The 21,808-nt window shown below is 37.8% G+C and carries 21 protein-coding genes; 15 read left to right on the top strand and 6 right to left on the bottom strand.

The features are described from left to right. Positions 1-218 precede the first annotated feature (218 nt). On the bottom strand, positions 219-2,438 hold the full coding sequence (gene katG, locus ACST13_RS08665) for a catalase/peroxidase HPI (RefSeq protein WP_459522794.1): 2,220 nt from the start codon (positions 2,436-2,438) through the stop codon (positions 219-221). A 471-nt stretch (positions 2,439-2,909) separates the two neighbouring features. Between katG and ACST13_RS08660 the strand changes: the two genes are divergently transcribed. The 8 genes from ACST13_RS08660 (at position 2,910) to ACST13_RS08625 (ending at position 11,134) form a co-directional block, all read left to right on the top strand. Further along, positions 2,910-3,680 carry a hypothetical protein gene (locus tag ACST13_RS08660; protein WP_459522793.1) on the top strand — a complete coding sequence of 257 codons (771 nt, stop codon included), beginning with the start codon at positions 2,910-2,912 and terminating at the stop codon, positions 3,678-3,680. Beyond that, positions 3,677-4,594, top strand: coding sequence for a hypothetical protein (locus ACST13_RS08655; RefSeq protein ID WP_459522792.1), 918 nt, complete (start codon positions 3,677-3,679; stop codon positions 4,592-4,594). Before ACST13_RS08660 ends, ACST13_RS08655 begins: the two co-directional genes overlap by 4 nt. A 1,103-nt stretch (positions 4,595-5,697) precedes the next feature. Next, positions 5,698-6,327, top strand: a complete 630-nt coding sequence (locus ACST13_RS08650) for an AraC family transcriptional regulator (RefSeq protein ID WP_459522791.1) — start codon at positions 5,698-5,700, stop codon at positions 6,325-6,327. 115 nt (positions 6,328-6,442) lie between these two features. Next, positions 6,443-6,970, top strand: a complete 528-nt coding sequence (locus ACST13_RS08645; protein WP_459522790.1) for a T9SS type A sorting domain-containing protein — start codon at positions 6,443-6,445, stop codon at positions 6,968-6,970. A gap of 76 nt (positions 6,971-7,046) precedes the next feature. Beyond that, complete coding sequence (locus ACST13_RS08640) at positions 7,047-7,580, top strand: hypothetical protein (RefSeq protein ID WP_459522789.1); 534 nt, start codon at positions 7,047-7,049, stop codon at positions 7,578-7,580. Positions 7,581-7,627: 47 nt separating this feature from the next. Then, positions 7,628-8,131, top strand: coding sequence for a hypothetical protein (locus ACST13_RS08635; protein WP_459522788.1), 504 nt, complete (start codon positions 7,628-7,630; stop codon positions 8,129-8,131). Positions 8,132-8,241: 110 nt separating this feature from the next. Further along, entirely contained in the window at positions 8,242-9,504 is a 1,263-nt protein-coding gene (locus ACST13_RS08630) for an ice-binding family protein (protein ID WP_459522787.1), read from the top strand. A gap of 271 nt (positions 9,505-9,775) precedes the next feature. Beyond that, positions 9,776-11,134 (top strand): alginate export family protein, encoded by a 1,359-nt coding sequence (locus ACST13_RS08625; protein ID WP_459522786.1) that lies wholly within the window; start codon positions 9,776-9,778, stop codon positions 11,132-11,134. Here the strand turns inward: ACST13_RS08625 and ACST13_RS08620 are convergent. Beyond that, positions 11,111-12,568, bottom strand: a complete 1,458-nt coding sequence (locus tag ACST13_RS08620) for a sodium:solute symporter (RefSeq protein ID WP_459522785.1) — start codon at positions 12,566-12,568, stop codon at positions 11,111-11,113. The genes ACST13_RS08625 and ACST13_RS08620 overlap by 24 nt on opposite strands. Positions 12,569-12,619: 51 nt before the next feature. Between ACST13_RS08620 and ACST13_RS08615 the strand changes: the two genes are divergently transcribed. Genes ACST13_RS08615 through chrA form a run of 5 tightly spaced genes read left to right on the top strand, consistent with a single transcriptional unit; the run spans position 12,620 to position 16,400 of the window. Then, positions 12,620-12,952 carry an ATP-dependent Clp protease adaptor ClpS gene (locus ACST13_RS08615; RefSeq protein WP_459522784.1) on the top strand — a complete coding sequence of 111 codons (333 nt, stop codon included), beginning with the start codon at positions 12,620-12,622 and terminating at the stop codon, positions 12,950-12,952. Further along, positions 12,949-13,557, top strand: a complete 609-nt coding sequence (gene recR, locus ACST13_RS08610; RefSeq protein ID WP_459522783.1) for a recombination mediator RecR — start codon at positions 12,949-12,951, stop codon at positions 13,555-13,557. The genes ACST13_RS08615 and recR overlap by 4 nt, the downstream gene beginning before the upstream one ends. Positions 13,558-13,586: 29 nt before the next feature. Continuing rightward, positions 13,587-14,261: a superoxide dismutase gene (locus tag ACST13_RS08605; protein WP_459522782.1), complete on the top strand. Its 675-nt coding sequence runs from the start codon at positions 13,587-13,589 to the stop codon at positions 14,259-14,261. 1 nt (position 14,262) lies between these two features. Further along, a complete protein-coding gene (locus ACST13_RS08600; protein ID WP_459522799.1) occupies positions 14,263-15,231 on the top strand; it encodes an isopenicillin N synthase family dioxygenase in 969 nt (322 codons plus the stop codon). A gap of 2 nt (positions 15,232-15,233) precedes the next feature. Next, positions 15,234-16,400, top strand: a complete 1,167-nt coding sequence (gene chrA / locus ACST13_RS08595) for a chromate efflux transporter (RefSeq protein WP_459522781.1) — start codon at positions 15,234-15,236, stop codon at positions 16,398-16,400. A 6-nt stretch (positions 16,401-16,406) separates the two neighbouring features. Here chrA and rfbA read toward each other — a convergent pair whose 3' ends face one another. The 3 genes from rfbA to galE are packed head-to-tail and all read right to left on the bottom strand — an operon-like array spanning position 16,407 to position 19,339. Continuing rightward, positions 16,407-17,267, bottom strand: coding sequence for a glucose-1-phosphate thymidylyltransferase RfbA (rfbA, locus tag ACST13_RS08590; RefSeq protein ID WP_459522798.1), 861 nt, complete (start codon positions 17,265-17,267; stop codon positions 16,407-16,409). 1 nt (position 17,268) lies between these two features. After that, entirely contained in the window at positions 17,269-18,324 is a 1,056-nt protein-coding gene (gene rfbB, locus ACST13_RS08585) for a dTDP-glucose 4,6-dehydratase (protein WP_459522780.1), read from the bottom strand. 1 nt (position 18,325) lies between these two features. Then, on the bottom strand, positions 18,326-19,339 hold the full coding sequence (gene galE / locus ACST13_RS08580; protein WP_459522779.1) for a UDP-glucose 4-epimerase GalE: 1,014 nt from the start codon (positions 19,337-19,339) through the stop codon (positions 18,326-18,328). 81 nt (positions 19,340-19,420) lie between these two features. On the opposite strand from galE, the gene ACST13_RS08575 reads away from it, so the two are divergent. Then, on the top strand, positions 19,421-20,254 hold the full coding sequence (locus ACST13_RS08575; protein ID WP_459522778.1) for a transglutaminase-like domain-containing protein: 834 nt from the start codon (positions 19,421-19,423) through the stop codon (positions 20,252-20,254). Here ACST13_RS08575 and ACST13_RS08570 read toward each other — a convergent pair. Next, the gene (locus tag ACST13_RS08570; RefSeq protein WP_459522777.1) at positions 20,246-20,800 is read right to left on the bottom strand and encodes a 4'-phosphopantetheinyl transferase family protein; all 555 of its coding nucleotides are present in this window, start codon (positions 20,798-20,800) and stop codon (positions 20,246-20,248) included. The genes ACST13_RS08575 and ACST13_RS08570 overlap by 9 nt on opposite strands. 103 nt (positions 20,801-20,903) lie before the next feature. On the opposite strand from ACST13_RS08570, the gene ACST13_RS08565 reads away from it, so the two are divergent. Beyond that, positions 20,904-21,788 carry a WD40 repeat domain-containing protein gene (locus ACST13_RS08565; protein WP_459522776.1) on the top strand — a complete coding sequence of 295 codons (885 nt, stop codon included), beginning with the start codon at positions 20,904-20,906 and terminating at the stop codon, positions 21,786-21,788. The last annotated feature ends 20 nt before the right edge of the window (positions 21,789-21,808 follow it).

The following is a 21,808-nucleotide window of genomic DNA, read 5'->3' as shown; positions in this document are numbered from 1 at the left end:
CGGATGTCTTTGATGTAATTTTCTGCTGATTGTTTTTTTCTTGTTTCCATTTTGTAATTTAATAATTGTTTGGAAACACTCCCTAAGAAATAACCTCTATCGGTCCACTTTTTGCTGACGATTTACAGGGAGTATTACATACATTCTGACAATATTAAAATAAAAAAAGGCTCCATTTAGTGATAATACTAAACAGAGCCTTAAATTAAATTTTAATTTTATACTATATCGAATCGATCAAGATTCATGACTTTCGTCCATGCTGCGACAAAGTCAGTTACAAATTTATTATGTGAATCTTCGCACGCATAAACTTCGGCAATGGCACGTAATTCTGAATTAGATCCAAAAATTAAATCTACCCGAGTACCAGACCAATTAACTTGGCCTGTGGAGCGATCAGAACCTTCAAATATATATTGATGAACATCAACTGCTTTCCAAGCAGTTCTAAGATCAATTAGATTAACAAAGAAGTCGTTTGTTAATACCCCTGGGGTTGATGTAAATACTCCATGGTTTGACCCATCAAAATTCGCATTTAAAACGCGTAATCCACCAATTAATACCGTTAATTCAGGAGCACTTAAAGTTAATAATTGTGCTTTATCGATTAACATATCTTCGGCAGATAATAATGTACGAGGTTTAATGTAGTTTCTAAAACCATCTGCTATCGGTTCTAATACTCCAAATGATTCTACATCTGTATCATCTTGCGATGCATCCGTACGACCAGCAATAAAAGGAACTGCAATTTCTATTCCGCCGTCTTTAGCAGCTTTTTCAACAGCCGCCGAACCACCTAAAACTACCAAGTCAGCTAATGAGACTTCTTTATCTTGATTAATTGAATTAAACTCCTTTTGAATATTTTCTAGGACGTCTACTACTTTTGATAATTGAGATGGGTTGTTTACCGCCCAAAATTTCTGTGGCGCTAAACGAATCCGGCCTCCATTAGCACCACCGCGTTTATCTGAACCTCGAAATGTGGATGCAGATGACCACGCAGTAGTTACTAATTCACTGACAGATAATCCTGAAGAAAGAATACTATTTTTTAATACAAGTATATCAGCAGCATCTATAGCTTTTAACTTTGCCGCTGGAATAGGATCTTGCCATATTAATACTTCGGCTGGAACGTCAGCACCTACATACCTAGAACGAGGTCCCATATCTCGATGAGTTAATTTAAACCAAGCTCTAGCAAATGCATCTGCAAATAAATCAGGATTTTCATAAAATCTTTTTGAGACCTTAGCATAAGCCGGATCAACTATTAAAGCTAAGTCTGATGTCAACATGGTAGGAGCATGTTTTATTGAAGAATCATGCGCATCAGGTACTGAACCTGAACCAGCTCCCCCTTTGGGTTTCCACTGATTTGCCCCAGCTGGACTTTTTGTTAATTCCCAATCGAAACCAAATAAATTTTCAAAATAATTATTGCTCCATTGCGTTGGTGTAGTTGTCCAAGCTCCTTCTAGTCCAGAAGTAATGGTATTAATTCCGTTACCTGTTCCTAACGTGTTTTTCCAACCCAAACCTTGCTCCTCTATGCTGGCAGCAGCTGGTTCTTTCCCAACATACTTACCAGGATCTGCAGCTCCGTGGGTTTTACCAAAAGTATGACCACCGGCAATTAATGCTACGGTCTCTTCGTCATTCATGGCCATTCTAGCAAAGGTTTCACGTATATCCCTTGCTGAAGCTATTGGATCAGGATTTCCATTGGGACCTTCCGGGTTAACATAAATCAAACCCATTTGAACTGCTGCTAATGGATTTTCTAAATTGCGATCGCCTGTATATCTTTGATCATCTAACCATACACGCTCATTACCCCAATAAATGTCTTCGTGTGCCTCCCAAACATCTTCTCTTCCACCTGAAAATCCAAATGTCTTAAAACCCATTGACTCCAAAGCACAATTACCAGACAAAATCATTAAATCTGCCCAAGATAATTTACGGCCATATTTTTTCTTAATTGGCCATAACAATAAGCGTGCTTTGTCTAGGTTAGTGTTATCAGGCCAACTATTTAATGGAGAAAATCTTTGCGTCCCTGCACCTCCACCACCACGGCCATCAGTAGTTCGATACGTACCTGCACTATGCCAAGCCATTCTTATCATAAACGGACCATAATGACCATAATCTGCAGGCCACCAATCCTGTGAAGTTGTCAATGATTTGATAATATCGTCTTTTATAACTTTCAAATCTAGCGTCGAAAATTCTTTTGCATAATTGAAAGATTCATCCATCGGATTTGATAATCGAGAATGTTGTCTTAGAATATTTAAACGCAATTGATGTGGCCACCAATCTGTATTTCTTGTTCCACTTCCTGCACTAGGTTGTTTAACCATTGATGCTGCTCCCGTATAAGGACATTTAGCTTCTTCGCCGTGATTAGAATTATCCATAATAAATGATTGTTTATTGAATCAAAATAGCTTTATACCATTTGATATCAAATATCAACTTAAAAATTACATAAATCAAATCTATATTTATTATATTAGTATAACTGAAACGTATAGCAATTGTACCACCCCCCTAATAGACTGGACTAAATTTTAAATAAAACAGAGCAGCAATAAAGTGAGCAAGACCACATTATTTCATCCGATTTTAATAAGTTTCAAAAATCAAAAAATAAAAATAGATTTATCTGGTTTGGTTTTGATACGAATTAGATAGGGTAGGACAGGATTAAACTCTACCGTACGGACTACCAGAAACCACTCAGGGCGAGTGGTTTCTTTGTTTTTAAGGGTGTGGTAGTACGAAAGGTGTTTTCGATAGAAATTGGGGTTTGTTTAAATTTAATTAACTTCTAATTCTCTTATAAATTTCTTAATTTCAAAATCTTATGTTACCACAAAAATCACACCATGGAAGTACATCACCCTCATCATCCAACCCATAAAAAGAAATGGGCTGAATACATTATTGAATTTATCATGCTTTTTGCGGCGGTTACTTTGGGGTTTTTAGCGGAAAATTTACGGGAACATCAAGTCATCGAACACCGGATCGAACAAAATAAAATCGCCATCCTAAAGGATTTACAAGTTGATTCAAGCATAATTGCAAGGGTAATGGCTTCACACGATCGCTCTACTCAGACATTTAACAATGTGAATCAATTACTTTATTTGGCCAAAAATAAAAAAATAAGTCAGGAGCAATTAATTGATTCATTAAAAATAATGTCGGATTTTTATGCGTCCACTGCGACACTTTACATGAATAATAGCTCCTTTAAAAACATGCAATCGAGCGGATTATTCACTTATTTAGAGGAAAATGAACTTAAGAATGCGTTGTCTATTTATTACGAAGTAAATTTCAAAGCAGTAGAATCACAAAATACCTTTTTTGATCAAGTGGGGGTGGATTTCAATAATCACTTACCCATGGGAGTAGGAAAAGTCATCCGAGAAACAAATCAATTTTCGAAAGAGTATGAAATGAATGATCCAATCAAATACCAAAATTTTCTTCTAAGTCTTCCAAAAACAAAAGAAATTTTACAATCGGATGCGTTTATTTTTGAAGTCCAAAAATACTACAACTACATTTTTATCTACCAATTAAGTCTTAGTAAAGCGAAGAAAAGCAATGATAAGTTAATCGAACTTTTAAAAGCAGAAATCAAATGAAATATCTAAAATTCCTTATTTTATGTTGCTTAACAGCATTTTCGATGAATGCGCAAATGATAAATGACAGTACATTTGATGCGAGCGTGTCACACCCTAAATACATGAAAGGCAAAGGTCCGGCCCTATTAATCGACGCGGCACACCATAATTTTATCGTGGAAATGGGTTTAGCAAAGCCATTAATAGATGTGGCTACAGCAGATGGCTACCGGCCTAAAATCGATTCCGCTCTTTTCACCAAAGCCTATTTAGATCAATACAAACTGGTCGTTATTACGCCGGCAATGCCATTTAAGTTTGGGTCTAAGAAAGAAGTGACCACAGAGTCGACCTTTACTCTAGCTGAAATCGATGCCTTGCATGATTGGGTGGCTGCTGGCGGTTCTTTGATGTTACTAAGCGAGCATGCGCCTATCGATAAATCCATGAAGCCTTTACTAAACAAATTCGGGATTCAATCCAGTATCGGGATTATTTGGGATTCTTTGAATTGCGATAAAAGTATACAAATGAAAGGTTTTCAGACCCTACTGAAATTCAACAAAGAAAATGGTTTGCTGAATACGGATCATCCGATCACGAAAGGTGAGCGATCTGGGGAGCAAATCGACGCCATCGTCTGTTATGGAGGTAGCGGTTTAACAGGGCCAAGTTACACAAGCCTTTTTAACCTTTCCTCTACCTCAGAAATCAAACGCTGGAATGGAATCAATCCAGCCGGCAGCGCCACTTCGCAAGGTTTGGTAGGGAAAGTGGGCAAAGGAAAACTAGTTGCATTAGGCGATTGCAATGGGTTCACAGCGATGTATATCCCTATGGGTGATGGCAAAAAATTTTATGCTGGCATGCAAGTGACGGACCATCACTGGAAACAATTTGTGTTGAATACGCTACATTGGCTATCTAATTAAATTAGAAACTCGCTAAATCGTTCTTGCCCCTAATTTTTCTGTCAGCTCCACGATTGCTTACAAGTAGATATTGGTCGAGTTCAAGATTTGTATCTATCATGAGTGGAATTATTAACTTCCTCCAATTTACATAAAGGTTGTTTGATTGTTTAAAACAGAGCAGCAAATAAGCGAGCAAACCCATTACATTTCATCCGATTTTAATATGTTTCAAAAATCAAAAAATACAAATAGATTAATCTGGTTTGTTTTTTTTGTGTTTAAGCAAATCTGAAGGTTCATCCTAAAATCATTCTCATTTTTCTTTTTAAATACCTACTGAATTATTTCGTGCTAAACTCTTTTTGAAATTTAGTTCAGTCTATTAGGGGTTTAGTGCACATCCGATGATCTATAGAAAATAAACCTTGACCCATTTATATAAAAGGGCCAAGGTTTATCTTGTAAATTTAATTTACACCATAAACTTTGGTTATTTTTGAATATTGTTTTAATTAAAAATTTTAAGCTGTGCGAGCTTCCTATTAAAAGGAATTAGCTTTTCTTGAAATCATATTTTAAAAGTCCCTCATCCTAAAATATTGAACTTAGCCCTAGCTATTTACTGCTTTTTAATATCAATCCTGATACTAATTCATAATATTAAGACGAATGTGGCTAATTATTTATTAAGCCTCTGCATTTTTATGGTTGGGCTAATTTTCTTCAATATTCACGTTCTAATCAAACAAGATCTGGTTTATATATCGGCAATTTTATTGGCGCATTTTAGTCCGATTTATTTATTATTAGGACCAATTATATATTTATATGTTTAATTTTTCTTGTATAATAAATACAGATTTTTTTATGTTGATTTAATTCATTTGGTACCCCCTTTATTTTTACTAATTAATGAGATACCATATTTATTAATTCCTTTTTCAGAAAAATTAATTCTTGCTCATTTGGTACAACTTGATCACAATAATTTATACAATATTCAATTAGCGTTTATAAATGTTAAAATGATCAATATATTCATAATTAGTTCGTACCTCTTTTACTTATTATATTGTGTTTCACTTTTTTATAGAGTTAGGAAATCTGAATCAGTTAATGACATGTCTCCAGTTGTTTACAAAAGGGGAATTAAATGGCTTTTTTCATTCTTTTTTTTCTTGAATCTTATTTTTGCAGGATTATTGATATTATTTATTATAGAGGTAATATTTACCTCAAATTTTTTCTTAATAATTTCTGGAATTGGGATCTTATTTTTAATCATCACTTTATTTTTCTATCCATCTATTATTTATGGGATCAAATTTTTGAACAAACCTCATAAAATAATTAAAGACTCAACCTTAATTTCCCCAAATAGATTACTAAGCCAAAAGCAATTCGTTGAAATTGATGCCTTAGTGGCCGTATTTATGGTAGAATTACCTTATACTCGAAATGATTTTAATCTAAATAGAGTTTCTTTTGAGCTAGGAATTCCGAAGCATCATCTTACCTATTACTTACAAAACCACCTCAATTTATCATTCAATTCCTGGCGAGATCAATTACGTATAATCTATGCCAAAGACTTAATTTCAAAAGGGGGAGCCCAATCGTTTACACTAGAGAGTATAGGGAAGCAGGTTGGGTTTCAATCTCGGGATAAATTTAGACGCGCATTCAAAGCACAAACAGGCAGCAATCCTTCTAATTTTTTAAAAATTCAATTCTATCTGACCCCTTTGTAACAAAAGGGTCTTATGTTGAAACGTTTAATTCCTAAAGCCTTTTTTAATTCATAATTTTAAATAATTTATTAAAATAAGTCAACTAATTGAAAATCATAAAGTTTTGGTTTATGTTATGAAAACCAAAATATCAATTTTCAGATGCCACATAAACATTATCAATATCCAAAAAACAAAAATAGTTGTATTGTTTTTGTTTGTCTTTGGGCTTATAACAGCAAAGGCACAAGAAGCAGTAATTGCTGCAGGCGGTAATGCTTCAGGTAGCACAGGCACCGTTGCTTATTCGGTAGGGCAAATTGTTTATACTACTAATATAGGAACAAACGGCTTAGTGGTACAAGGCGTGCAACAACCCTATATAATTTCTGTTGTGCTAGGTGTAGAACTCCATACCATTCAATTGGATTTTACAGTTTACCCTAACCCTACCAACAATTTTTTAACGCTTAATGTGGGGAACGCCGAACTTTCAACTTTGAACTTTCAACTTTATGACCTTAGAGGAATATTAATTGAAAGCCGAAAAATACTACGTAATACCGAAACAATTAGTATGGAAAATCTACCAAGTGCCCTGTATTTTTTGAGAGTGACTAACAATAACCAAGATTTAAAAACATTTAAAATTATTAAATACTAAAGCGATCAAACAGATATATTCAATCATAGCAGGGCTTTTAATAACGGTAAGCGTATTTGCACAAGCCCCACAAAAAATGAGTTACCAAGCTGTAATTCGTAACAGCACTAATGCATTGCTAACATCATCTCTAGTGGGTATGCAAATCAGTGTTTTACAAGGTTCATCTACCGGAACTCCTGTATACGTAGAAATCCAAACACCCAGTACTAACTCCAATGGCTTAGTAAGCTTAGAAATTGGAATGGGTAGGGTTGTTAAAGGCATATTTGTAGGTATCAACTGGGCAAATGGACCTTATTTTATTAAAACCGAAACTGACATTACAGGCGGAACCGCTTACTCCATTGCTGGTACAAACGAGTTAATGAGTGTGCCTTATGCTTTGTTTAGTGCAAACGCAACGGCTGGTGTAGTTCAATATTTTGAAAAAGAGTTAGCTTCTGACGGGGAAAATAGTATTGCTCTAACATTCACTTTGAGTCCTTTTTCTAGAATTAATTATAATGGAGCTATACTAAGGCAAAATCAATGGTCAGGAGTAGGTCTTACTACTTTAACATTAATTCTTGACACAAGGCAAAACGATAAATTAACAGTTACAAATTGAATATTAAACTAAAATCTTGCAGTGGTATAGATAAACTGAGTTAACCAATGATAAAAAAATATATACTAACAATCGCATTATTTGCAATTTCCTATGTAGGATTTTCACAAACTTCAACTACTCCTGCAGGAACAGCTTCACCAACTGCTACTACCCCAACAGCACAATTAAGAATTCCAGATCGAATAACTGATTTTGGCCAAAATTTGCCTGCTGGAACGCAAATTTATGTTTTGTCTGATTCAACTTTATGGCAAACAAAAGTTCCAATTGCCTCAACTAAAACAATTAACTCTGCATACGTTGATTTGTTATTAATTAACCGAAGTGCCACATACCTTGTTGAATCATTTGAAGCACCCAACTCATCTAGCACGTATACACTTTCAAAACACCCAATAAATGGAACAGGGGGGATAACTGTTATGATGAATGGGGCGGCATTGAGACCTGGTACAGATTATACTTGTTTGGGGGTTATTCTAACTATTATTTCTAATCAATTACAATATGATAAATTTATAGTCTCCTATTCTCATACTACTAATTAACAGGTAGATTTTCCTGCAGGGAGAGTTAGCGCTTATGTTTCTTCATAAGGCAACTCTCCCTTTTTTGCTTTTGATAGTCCTACACTTCATAATCACTACCATTACATAATATGAAAAAGTTACTTATTTTATTCCTGTTTTTATCTACCCTGATGTTTGCGCAGGTAACGAGTTCTCCTTCAATATTAATTAAGATAGCTAACTCAGTAACTGTTTTTGGCTCTAATTTATCCGTTGGTACACAAATTTATGATATAGCTAATCATAAATTATATGCTGTAAAAACAATAATAAATGGCACCGAAACAATTACTACTTCCTTATTATCTTTAAACTTGCTTAACACCGCTGGTCATAGTTCTGTTGATGATTCTACAATTTGTTCAACTACTTCAACTACAGATTTAGTAATTACAAACATGACTAGAACTATAGTAGAGGATGGCACGTATTCTATTCAATTTAATGGGCAAATAGAAATCCCCACAGCTATTTATACAACGGGCTTTAGCACTGCTACTGCGGCTGAAGATTTAAATTTAATTTATAACGATATTATGGCAATACCAGTAACCGCTTCCCATCCACTTACTTTTGGAAATGGTGAAATACTTTTTCCTGGAGTGTATAATGTAGCGGGCGCAGCATCAATTGCTGGCACTCTTACTTTAAATGGTAATAATGAAATAAACCCTATATTTATAATTAGAGCCAATGCAGGAGCATTTAATACAGGGGCTGGTACTAATGTAATTTTTAAAAACGGAGCAACCGCAAAAAATGTTTTTTGGATTGCCGATGGAGCAATTGGTCTCGGTGCTAATACAAATATCTCAGGAACCTTATTTTCTCATGGGGCAGCCGTTGCAGGGGCTAATAGCATAGTAAACGGACGATTATTAACTACATTGGGAGCAATTTCTTTCGGACCAGGTGCACTTAAGTTGCCAACAGGTAATAGCATTATAAATTTTAGGAGCTTATCTAATTTCGTAATGTTTACCAGTTCTGGTGGAGAAGCCAATAGTGGTGCTTCAGTATATAATGGAGATATTGGAACAGCTTTAGGAGCTATCACAAGCTTTGAAACTGCAACTGTAAATGGAAATATCTTTCAAGCAGGATCAACTACGCTTGTTACAGCCGTTAATCATATGGCTACATTTAGCCTTTATAAAAATGGCGTCTTAATTCCTAATTCTAGCAGAACAAGAATACTATTACCATCGGAAATTTCATTACTAGCCCTTTCTAAAATTGAAGCGGGTGACACAATAGATGTGAGATGGAAAATTGATGAACAAATTTCTGATGGTATTGAAATAAGTGTTTTTAATAGAATTTTAACATTGATTAAAGTAGGAAATTTGTAGTACCACCCTAATAGACTGGACTAAATTTTAAATAATACAGAGCAGCAATAAAGCGAGCAAGACCACATTATTTCATCCGATTTTAATAAGTTTCAAAAATCAAAAAATAAAAATAGATTTATCTGGATTGGTTTTGATACGAATTAAATAGGGTAGGAAAGGATTAAACTCTACCGTACGGGATTAATCGGTAGGCAAAAAACCACACGTCGCGTGTGGTTTTTTTGTTTTAAAATGAGTTCTTTTGTTAATCGAATCTATTATTTAGCCTTTGAATAAGTTAGTATATATTTTTTTCAGCCTCATTGTGTTTTCTTCTTCAGCTCAGCATATAGCGAGACTGCGCGCTGAGGACAATTTCGACTATTTATTGTCGGATACACTGCAGAAATCCTGGGATGAAAAATTGAAATTTATACCTCTTTTTTCAGGCATAAATGTCAGTGTGGGGGGAGAATGGAGAGAACAATATCAGAACTATACGCAGGCAAATTTTGGCCAATTGCCTGCCAACTTTACGGAAGAAAGTCCTCATCAATGGCTTCACAGGTGGTTATTACATGCGGATTTAAACGTTAATTCTCAATTTCGGATTTTTACGCAGTTAAATAATACGGTTCGTTTTTGGAATCCTAATCCGATTTTGTCCCAAGTGGAACAAAATATGTTGTCAATACACCAAATTTTTGGGGAATATAAATTTCATCAAAATCTAATCCTGAGAGTAGGAAAACAAGAAATGCAATTCGGACAGGAGCGATTTATTGCCTCCCGCGAAGGGCCTAATAACAGGCAATCATTCTTGGGAGCTGAGGCAACCTATCATTCAAAGAAGGTTAGAGCGGTACTGTTTTACCTAAATCCGGTGAAAATGAATTTGGGTACTTTCGATGATGGTTTGATGGATGAACGTATCGGGGGGATTTATGTGACGAAACAAGTAATGCCTAAATATATAAATCTAGACGCTTTTTATTTCAATTTCACTAGTTCACAGCGGTCCTACATCTTAAAAAATGGATTAGAAAATAGGAATACGGGTGGATTTCGAATCTATTCCTCTCCTAAATTATTCAATTATGAACTGGAGCTTGCTTACCAATGGGGAACCTTTAAAGAGTTAGCTATTCGGTCTTGGATGCTGGTTTGGGATACAAATTATCAGCTAAAGCCTCATCTATTTTTGGGAATCGGTGGAAACTATGTGCCTGGAGATAAATCGGCAACAGATTCAGAGTTAAATACGTTTAATACGTTATTTGCAAGACCTCCATTCGGTCAAACTGTCGCTCTAAATATTACCAATACGTTTAATGTGAGTCCTTATTTGAGGTTCCAAAAAGGCACAAAATGGTTTGTTACCGCGCGCGCCTCTCTTGTTAATCGAATTAGTGAAGCTGACGGTATTTATACCCCTAATATGTCGACTTTGCGCCCGGTTGAAAATGGAAAAACTTCAAACTTAAAAGATCTCTGTTCTATTTATTCCCTTGATTTTAATTATAATACTGCCCCTCATTTGTTTACACAATTTGAATTTGGCTTTTGCAGGGCTGGAGACTATTTAAAAGAGTCTGGTTCCGGTAAAAATGTCATTTATTTTGCGCTACGCAACGCTTACCGATTCTGATTTTTTGTCCCGAATCAACCACAACATCACAAAGCAAATCGCCCCATTTAAGATCAATTTAGCGAATCCAAAGCCACCGAATAAGCTCTGCGCCTGAGTTTCTAGTACAAAGGTGATGATGGGTGAAAGAACGCACACAATAGGCACCCATTTATCTCGAATGGCGAATTTAGTAAATAGACCAAACGAAAACAAGCCTAATAAGGGCCCATAGGTATAGCCTGCGAGGTTAAATACGGCGGCGATTAATTCAGAGGTGTTGAAAATGTGAAATAGGCCAATTACGACAAAAAACAAGGCAGAGAATCCGATGTGAACCCAATGTTTCATGCTTTGCTGCTTTTTCTCCTTGAACTTTTCGATGCTTAAAAAATCAATACAGAAAGACGTCGTCAAAGCCGTTAACGCTGAATCAGAACTCGCATAAGACGCCGCAATAATCCCTAATAAGAAAGTTACAGCGGCTAGTGTCCCAAATTCTCCACCTAAAGCTAACATAGGATATAATTCATCTGTTTTCGTGGGTACTGCAATTCCTTTTGAAGCCGTATATATGTATAATAAGGCGCCTAAGGATAGGAACAAGATATTGATAAAAAGCAGCACCCAGTAGAACCAGAACATGTTTTTCTGCGCTTCGCTGATCGACTTACAAGTCAGGTTTTTTTGCATTAAATCCTGGTCTAAACCCGTCATTACAATCGCAATAAATACGCCCGCTAAGAAGTCTTTTCCGAAGAAATGGGGGTTCTTCCAATCCCACTCAAACAGGTGAGAGTATTTGCTTGCGCTTACCTGCTGAATCATATCAGGGATGCTCATGTCCATTTTTTGGCCCACTAAAACAATCGTAATAAAGAGCGCTACTAATAAGAAAAGCGTCTGTAACGTATCTGTCCAAATAATCGTTTTAACCCCTCCACGGTGCGTATAAAGCCAAATTAAGAAGATCGAAACGAAAACGGTCACAACGAAGGGCACGCCGATAGGGGCGAAGATGGCTATTTGTAACACATTCACCGCTAAATACAATCGCGCTGCAGAACCAATGGTTCGAGACAATAAAAAGAAGGCAGATCCTGTCTTATAGGACCAAAATCCGAAGCGCTTTTCTAAATAACCGTAAATAGAAATCAAATTAAGTCGATAATATAGGGGCATTAGTACCAATGCGATGGTTAAATAACCCAAAGAATGGCCTAAAATGACTTGATAATAGGTGAAATAGGTTTTCCCTACGGCTCCAGGAACAGAAATGAAAGTTAAACCAGATATCGATGTTCCGATCATTCCAAAGGCTACAAGCCACCAAGGGGACTCGCGATTGGCTGTAAAAAAGGCATGGGTATCAGCGCCTCTCGAGGTAAAATAGGAGATCGCTAATAGCAGTCCAAAATAGAGGGCAAGAATTCCTCCAGCTAATTGTACAGACATAAGGTTTGGAACGGATTTTTTTTTAAATTTGATTTCAAATTCATCAAAAATATGGAATTCTGTGTAGATAGTATTTATCGTCTACCTTTTTCTTTTCAAAATCAGGAAAAATGGCAAGAAGAAACTTCTACCCTTGTAGAGGAAGAGGTGAGCGAAGCCCATCAACTGATTGTCTATAATGATGAAGTAAATTCCTTTGAATATGTGATTTTGACGTTAATTGAGGTATGTGAACATACGCCACAGCAAGCGGAGCAATGTACTTTACAGATACATTTTAGAGGGAAATGTGGCGTAAAAACGGGTGGATTTGATGAATTAGTGTCCATGCGCAATGAGATTTGCCGTAGAGGAATTTCAGCAGAAATTGAAGCAAGCGTATGATGAATAACTATCCTTCGAAGATGATCGAACAGGCTGTGGAAGAGATTTCTAAACTGCCTGGAATTGGTAAAAAATCGGCATTGCGATTAGCCTTACATCTTTTGAAGCGCCCAGAAGCACAGTCTTTGCAATTAGCACACGCGGTGGTTCAATTAAGAACAGAGACGAAATACTGTCCGCAATGCCATATGATTTCCGATGGGGATTTATGCGGCATTTGTGCCAGCCATAAACGCGATGAGAGTATTATTTGTGTCGTGGAGGATTTACGAGATGTGTTAGCGATTGAAAATACCGGTCAATTTATGGGCTTATATCACGTCCTAGGAGGGATTATTTCCCCTTTATCGGGTATTTCTCCGGGTGATTTAACGATCGAAACCTTGGTAGCTCGCGTAGCATCAGGGAAGGTTGCAGAAGTGATTTTAGGATTGAGTCCTACGATGGAAGGGGATACGACGGCATTTTATTTGACTAAAAAGCTGAAGGAGTTTCCCGTTAAATTATCCACGATTGCACGTGGAATTCCTATTGGTGGTGATTTAGAATATACGGATGAGATTACGCTAGGCCGAAGTATAGTAGGTCGAGTGGTGTATGAATAGTTTACGAATAGTATTTAACCAAATAAACGATGAAACGTGCGGAATTTTTACAGAAATCCATAGTTCTTGCGGGAGCTGGCGTGGTGTTGCCTTCTTTTGCTTCACCCGTGGCAGACTCTTTTAGCTTACCGGCTTTGCCTTATGCTTTTGACGCTTTAGAGCCTCATATCGATCGTTTAACAATGGAAATTCACCATGATCGCCACCATAAAGCCTATGTGGATAATTTAAACAAGGCTTTACCAGGAACGACTAAATCGATAGAGGAAATTTTAGCCTCAGTTTCATCTCAGCCCGTTGCGGTGCGTAATAATGGGGGTGGACACTGGAATCATAGTTTTTTCTGGAATGTGTTAGCGCCTGCCAAAGGTTCGAAACCTTCAGCTGCCCTAGCAAAGCAAATTGATACGGATTTCGGATCATTTGATGCTTTTAAGGCTGAATTTACGAAAGCAGCGACCTCTCGTTTTGGTTCGGGCTGGGCTTGGTTAATTAAAAAAGAGGGGAAATTGGTGATTTCGTCTACGCCTAATCAAGATAATCCTCTGATGGATCTTGCCGAGGTGAAAGGACAGCCCATTTTAGCCTTAGATGTGTGGGAACATGCGTATTATTTGAAATACATGAATAGACGCGCGGATTATATCGCAGCGTTTTGGAACCTAGTTAACTGGGACTTTGTATCAACTAACTTTAGTAAATAAGATGTTATTAGATGAAATTCCTTCGCTGGATCTAGCGGATTTCTTATCTGGCGATGCAAGTCGCAAGGCGAAATTTGTACAAGAATTAGGTTCAGCCTTTAATACTATTGGTTTTGTGGCCATCAAGGGACACGGTTTGACGAATGACTTTACGACAAATTTGTATTCTGAAGTAGAGCAATTCTTTCAATCACCTGACTCGCTAAAGCAATCCTATGAAATTGAAGGTATTGCAGGCCAACGAGGTTATATCGGGAAAAGAAAAGAAACGGCTAAAGGCTTCACTGTACCTGATTTAAAGGAGTTTTACCATGTAGGTCAACCTCTAAAGGAGGATGGTGACTCGGTTTGGTCCGAATACCCGGCTAACATTTTTCCGACAGGATATCCGAATTTCGAACAATATACTGTCGAAGCCTATCATACACTTGAGACGGCAGGGAAGGCACTTTTACAGGCGATTGCGCTCTATTTAAACTTGCCAGAAGACTATTTTGAATCTCGAGTAAAAAATGGAAATTCCATTTTGCGTGCGATTCATTATTTCCCAATTTTAAATCCTGATTCTTTACCAGAAGGAGCGGTGAGAGCTGCGGCACACGGTGATATTAACTTAATTACCTTGTTAATGGGTGCCTCTGCAGAAGGATTGGAAGTATTGCGAATGGATGGCAAATGGATTCCAATAACTGCTTTACCTGATCAGGTGGTGGTGAATGTGGGGGATATGTTAGATCGTTTGACGAATCATAAGTTAAAATCGACTATCCACCGCGTAGTGAATCCGGCTCGCGAGAAAATGGGCAACTCGCGTTATTCGATTCCCTTCTTCATGCATCCGCGTTCTGAAATGGATTTAACTTGCTTGCCTTCTTGCGTCTCCACTGAATTTCCTAAAATTTATACAAATATGACGGCAGGGGAGTTTTTGAATGAGCGATTGATTGAGCTAGGACTTAAAAAGGCATAAGTATGCGGCTAAAACACGGGGATTTCCTGCTGGATGTCTTGATTTTAGCCTGCACCTCTTTTGGTGGACCACAAGTTCATTTCGCACTCTTTTTAGATAGATTAGTCAAAAGACGAGGCTATTTAAGCGAAGAAGAATTGTTTGAAATTCAAGCGCTCTGCTCCGTTCTTCCAGGACCTACCTCGACTCAAATGATCACCGCCATCGGTTTGAAAAGAGGCGGGGCTTTGTTAGCTTATTTAACCTTACTTTCTTGGATTACGCCTGCTGTCTTGATTATGACAGCTGCGGCTTTTGGGATGTCTCTTTTACGCAATAATTCCATTTTGCAGTATGTGTTACCCGTTGGAATTGGCCTGATCTTACAAGCTGGTTGGTATATGGCTAAAAAGGTCATCACAGGTTCCATGTACGTTATCATTCTACTGGTGACTTTATTCGTTGGTATCGCCTTTCAAAGTCCTTATATATTTCCATTGGTGTTAGTTTTAGGAGGGATTGTATCCTCGTTTAACTACCGAGATTTCCCTCCACAAACCAAACATAAATTTGTCATTCCCTGGGCTAATTTTCATTTGTATTGGGGATTTTTAGTCTTTTTAGCAGTTTTAGGGCATTTTACGGATTACTTCCCGATTCGAATTTTTGAGAATTTTTATCGAAATGGATCCCTTGTTTTTGGAGGAGGACATATTCTTGCGCCCGTTTTATATACCGAGTTTGTTGAATTTAAGCACTTGATCGATTCGGAGTCTTTTTTAACTGGAATGGCACTTTCGCAGACATTACCTGGCCCCGTTTTCGCCTTGACATCCTATTTAGGTGTCTTATTGATGAAAGATTACGGAATTTTAGGTGAATTGGCTGGATCCGCCATCGGAGCTATTGGGATATTTTTGCCAGGCACCTTTTTGATCTTCTTTGTGTTTCGAATTTGGGGGCAATTAAAGCAATATCGCTTTATTCGTGCGTCTTTGGCCGGAATACAGGCAGCATCGGTGGGTTTAACTTTAGTGGCTGTATTTACGTTTACGCGACCTTTGGTGGTTGATGCACAGTTTATATCGCTGGGAATTGTGGGTCTCGCATTCCTTTTAGCAGAGAAAACAAAAATTCCCGCCATCTTGCTATTTTCTTTAGCCTTATTAGCGGGAATTTTGGGACTTTAAAGCCGATTAGGCGATTAAATTCAATAGGTATTGCCCATATCCACTTTTAACAAGCGGTTCTGCGATTTTCTTTAATTGAGATTTGTCGATATAACCCATGCGATAAGCTACCTCTTCTATACAACCCACCTTCATGCCTTGGCGCTCTTCGATTACTTGAACGAATTGTCCCGCCTGCATCAAGGAAGCGAAGGTTCCGGTATCTAACCAAGCGGTTCCGCGGTTCAAAATACCCACAGAAAGACGTCCTTGCTTTAAGTATTCTTTGTTTACGTCTGTGATTTCGTATTCTCCACGGGGAGATGGGGCGATGTTTTTGGCAATCTCCACCACGTCATTATCGTAGAAATACAAGCCTGGAACGGCATAATTAGACTTAGGATGCGTCGGTTTTTCTTCGATTGAGATCACTTTATTATCTGCATCGAACTCCACCACACCATAGCGTTCCGGATCAGTCACCGAATAGGCATAAACAACGCCACCGGAAGGATTGCTGTTTGCTTGTAATAATTTACTTAAACCAGAGCCATAGAAGATATTATCTCCCAAAACCAAGGCAACTTTATCCTTACCTATGAATTTTTCACCTATCACAAAAGCCTGCGCTAATCCATTCGGTTCCGGTTGTGCGGCATATTCGAAGTGACAACCGATTTGGGATCCATCGCCTAAAAGTTTCTCAAAATGAGGCAGGTCGTGCGGTGTAGAGATGATTAAAATCTCCTTAATGCCTGATAGCATCAAGATAGACAAGGGATAATAGATCATCGGTTTGTCATAAACCGGCATCAATTGCTTACTAACTGCTAAAGTTAAGGGGTGCAATCTTGTTCCAGATCCACCAGCTAAAATAATTCCTTTCATCTTATCGTCCTGCGTAGTTTTTTTCGTAATATTTTTGATAATCTCCTGATGTGACGTCATTTAGCCATTTTTCATTCGCTAAATACCAATTAACTGTTTTTTCTAATCCTTCCGCAAATTGCAAACTAGGTTCCCAACCTAATTCTTTCATAATCTTATTTGAATCGATCGCATAGCGTAAATCATGACCCGCTCGGTCTGTTACATACGTGATTAATTGAACCGATGTTCCTGCTGGCCGCCCTAATTTTTCGTCCATGATTTTACACAACAAATGCACTAAATCGATGTTTTTCCATTCATTAAATCCACCAATGTTATAGGTATCACCTATTTTACCATCGTGGAACACGGTATCAATCGCACGTGCATGATCAATTACAAATAACCAATCACGTATATTTTCGCCTTTCCCGTAAACAGGAAGAGGTTTATGGTGAATAATATTATGAATCATTAAGGGAATTAACTTCTCTGGGAAGTGATTAGGCCCATAATTATTCGAACAATTCGTGATAACCGTAGGTAAACCATAGGTCTCATGGTAAGCACGCACGAAGTGATCAGAACTAGCTTTAGAAGCTGAATAGGGTGAACGTGGGTCGTAGGAGGTAGTTTCCAAAAAGAATTCCTTCGGATCATGCAATTCTCCATATACTTCATCGGTAGAAATGTGGTAGAAACGCTTTCCTTCCATTTTGCCTGCCCAGTATTTCTTAGCGGCCTGTAATAAATTCACTGTTCCGATTACATTCGTTTTTACGAAGGCTAAAGGATCTGTAATCGAACGATCTACGTGCGATTCCGCCGCTAAATGCAATACTCCATCGAATTGATGCTCTACAAAAAGGGCATCGATATGATCAGCATCCGTAATATCGGCTTTAATGAAGTGGTAATTAGGGGCAGACGCCACATCTTCATTATTCGCTAAGTTGCCCGCATAGGTCAAGGCATCCAAATTATAAATCTGGTATTCCGGGTATTTGTTGACAAACAAACGGACCACGTGAGATCCAATAAATCCGGCGCCGCCGGTGATAACTAATTTCTTCATCTTATTTCATGATGGCTTCTTGCCATTTCCAGGCATCTTGCAACGCTTTTTCTAAACTATACTGTGTTTTCCAACCTAAAACCTGGTTAGATTTATCTGTAGAGGCATACACTGCGGTAATATCCCCAGCTCTGCGATCTCTAATTTCATAAGGAACTTTCTTTCCGGTGGCTTTCTCGAACGCGTTAATAACTTCCATCACCGAACTTCCTTGGCCTGTTCCTATATTAAAGAAGTCGTAATTCAATGCTGATTTTCCCTCAATTAAGTGAGCTAATGCCTTCACATGGGCTCCAGCTAGATCTACTACGTGTATATAGTCCCGAATTGCCGTTCCATCTGGAGTAGGATAATCTGTTCCCCAAACCTGTAATGGCCCGCGTAATCCTGCCACAGATTGAGTTAAGAAAGGGATTAAATTAGCTGGTGGACCTAAGGGTAATTCTCCGATTAAAGCGGATTCGTGCGCTCCAATGGGGTTAAAGTAACGCAAAGCAATAGCTTTAAGTTTCGTAGATGCTGCCACCGTGTCCCGAATAATCTCTTCACAAATTTGCTTCGAATTTCCATAAGGGGACGTAGCCGCTTGCACAGGCGATTCTTCCGTCGCTGGAAGCGTTTCTGGTTGTCCATAAACAGTGCAAGAAGAGGAAAATACCAGATTAGATAGGCCGTATTGAGCCATTTTCTCTAGTAATAAAACGGTTGATGCTACATTGTTTCTGTAGTATTTTAAGGGATTCTCCACGGATTCGCCTACCGCTTTCGAGGCGGCGAAGTGGATGATTCCTTTGATATCGTATTTTGTAAATAATAGATCGTAGGTCTGGGGATCATTAACGTCCCCCTCTTCGAAAATAACCGCTTCTTTGGTGATTATTTCTAGGTTTTTAATCACTAATTTAGATGAATTAGAGAAGTTGTCTACGATGATGGGCGTGTAACCGTGTTCTTTTAAAACCACATAGGTATGTGATCCAATGAAACCTGCGCCGCCCGTTATTAAAATTTGCATTAGTAATTTTAAAAGAATTAAACACAAATTTAGGGGAAATAGGCCAATTGTCTTTAATTTTGTTAAAAATATACGTTACCTATGACGGATGCTGCCATAAAAGCAATGATTCATTTATTAGACGATTCTGATCAGGAAGTCGTGACCATGGTGGAGCAGCAAATCCGGACCTTAGGGCCCTCTATTATTCCTGTATTAGAGTCTGAATGGGAATCAGTCAGTTTGAATCCACTCCTACAATCCAAAATAGAGAACTTAATTCACGATTTTCAATGGCAATCGGTGAAGACCCGTTTGCAGATTTGGAAGGAGTCTGGTGGGATGGATTTATTAGAGGGAATGTGGATTTTAGCCACTTATCGCTATCCAGATTATAGTTTTGATGATTTAAAATTAGAGATGGACCAGCTTTATTATGAAGTCTGGCCTCAAATGCGGGAGGAAATACATCCCATGGATCAGGTGAAGGTGTTGAATGCGGTCATATTTGATCAATTGAAGTTTGGCCCTAACACGAAAAACTTTCACGCGGCGAATAATTCCTTCATTAATAATGTTTTGACGTCTAAAAAAGGTAATCCCATTAGCCTTTGTGTCATTTATATGTGGATCGCCCAAAAACTAGGCATGCCCGTATATGGCGTCAATCTTCCGAATCTTTTTGTTTTAACGCACAAGCAAAATGGCTTGCAATTTTACATTAATGTATTCAATAAAGGCTTGATTTTCAATAAGATTGATATCGATAATTACATTGCACAATTGAATTTAACGCCGAATGAAATCTATTATAATCCTTGTTCGAACCTAGAGATTATCCGTCGTGTGATTCGCAATTTGATGATGGCATACGAAAAAGCGGGGGAGCAGAATTATAAAGATGAATTAACAGAGCTGATCGAATTATTAGATTAGAGCAATTGTTAGACTAAAATCAGCGTATTCTTTCCAAAATAGCGTTATTTCCTCTCCTGTTTCGATTTGAGCATTCGTAGGATTATGATCAAAATCGGCTATTTCAATCTCTTTTTGAAAAGATAAACCTGGTTTTCCTACTGCCTTATAAACTGATTCTTTTGCAGACCAGGCCAAAGTCAATAGATTCGACGATTTTTGCCATTTTCCCCATTCCTTTTCGCTCAAGAATCTAGGCGCAATCTTCTCGATGTTCCGTCCCGGTTTTTCAATATCTATCCCTATTCGGAATTTACGTGAACAAGCAGCTGCCACATAGGGGTAGGAGTGGGTTAAACTTACATGCCAGTCAGAATTTTGAAAATAGGGGCGATTTCTATCATTTTGAATTAAAACAAGCTCTTCAAAATCGGATGACATTTGATGTAGACAATACCTGACAGCGGTTGATTCTAGTTTTTTAATAGGATTAAGCACAGAAGGCGTAGACCAAGATGCCGGAAAGGATTCAAAAAAAGCCTGCGGTTCTTCGATTTTCCAAATCATAAATTGGAAATCGGCTGAACTTATTTTTGAAAATATTTGGGGCATAAAAGGGAATATTTGGACGTAAAATTATCATTTTTGTAGCTAAATCGATGGAAATAATTTGAATACGCTGCAAATCGAACGTATTGACACCTTCTCAGGACACCGTGGCCCCATTTTTTCGCTAGAAAAAGGTCTAGATTCCTTGTTCTATTCCGCTGGATCGGATGGCTGGGTGGTGCAATGGAATTTAGCGAAACCTGACCTAGGAAAGGTCATTGCGCAAATAGAAGGGTCCATTTATGCCCTAAAATTAGACGCAGAGGGTATTTTATGGATAGGCCATAATCATCAGGGTATTCAAGGGATTCGAGTGGCTGATCAAACCCAAGTATTTTCAATTCCAACGCTAGGTTCATCTATTTTTTCGATTGAATTTATGGCTTCAAACGCCTGGATTGGACATAATGATGGGTTAATTACGGTAGTCGATAGGGCCTCAAAATCTGTCCTTAAACACATTAAGGCTAGTACAAAAAGTGTGCGTTGTTTTTCGCTTTTATCTGATGAACGAATCGCAGTAGGGTATTCAGATGGGTTTATTCGAATTTTTAATTCTGAATTTCAATTACTAAACACTTTTCTAGCGCATGAAGCATCCGTTTTTTCTGTCCAAAACAGGGGAGGGGAATTGTATAGTGTAGGGAAAGATGCCAAAATAAAGCAGTGGAACCCTGATTTTATATTGAAAAATGAGGTAGTGGGTCATATTTATGCCATACATGACCTGCAATTTTCTCCTGATGGAAATTGGTTTGCCACGGCTAGTATGGATAAGACGGTGAAGATTTGGGAGGCAGACAGCTTGAAACTACGAAAAGTCCTCGATGCAACTAGACACGGTGGCCATAAGAATTCGGTTAATAAACTAATTTGGAGTTCATTTGATGATTTACTAGTTTCTGCATCAGACGATAAAAATTTGTCTGTTTGGAAAATTCAATAAAAATTTCCCTATTTTAGTAT

The organism is Aquirufa sp. A-Brett2-W8, from assembly GCF_054558755.1.
This window is presented reverse-complemented; position numbering and strand designations above follow the sequence as displayed.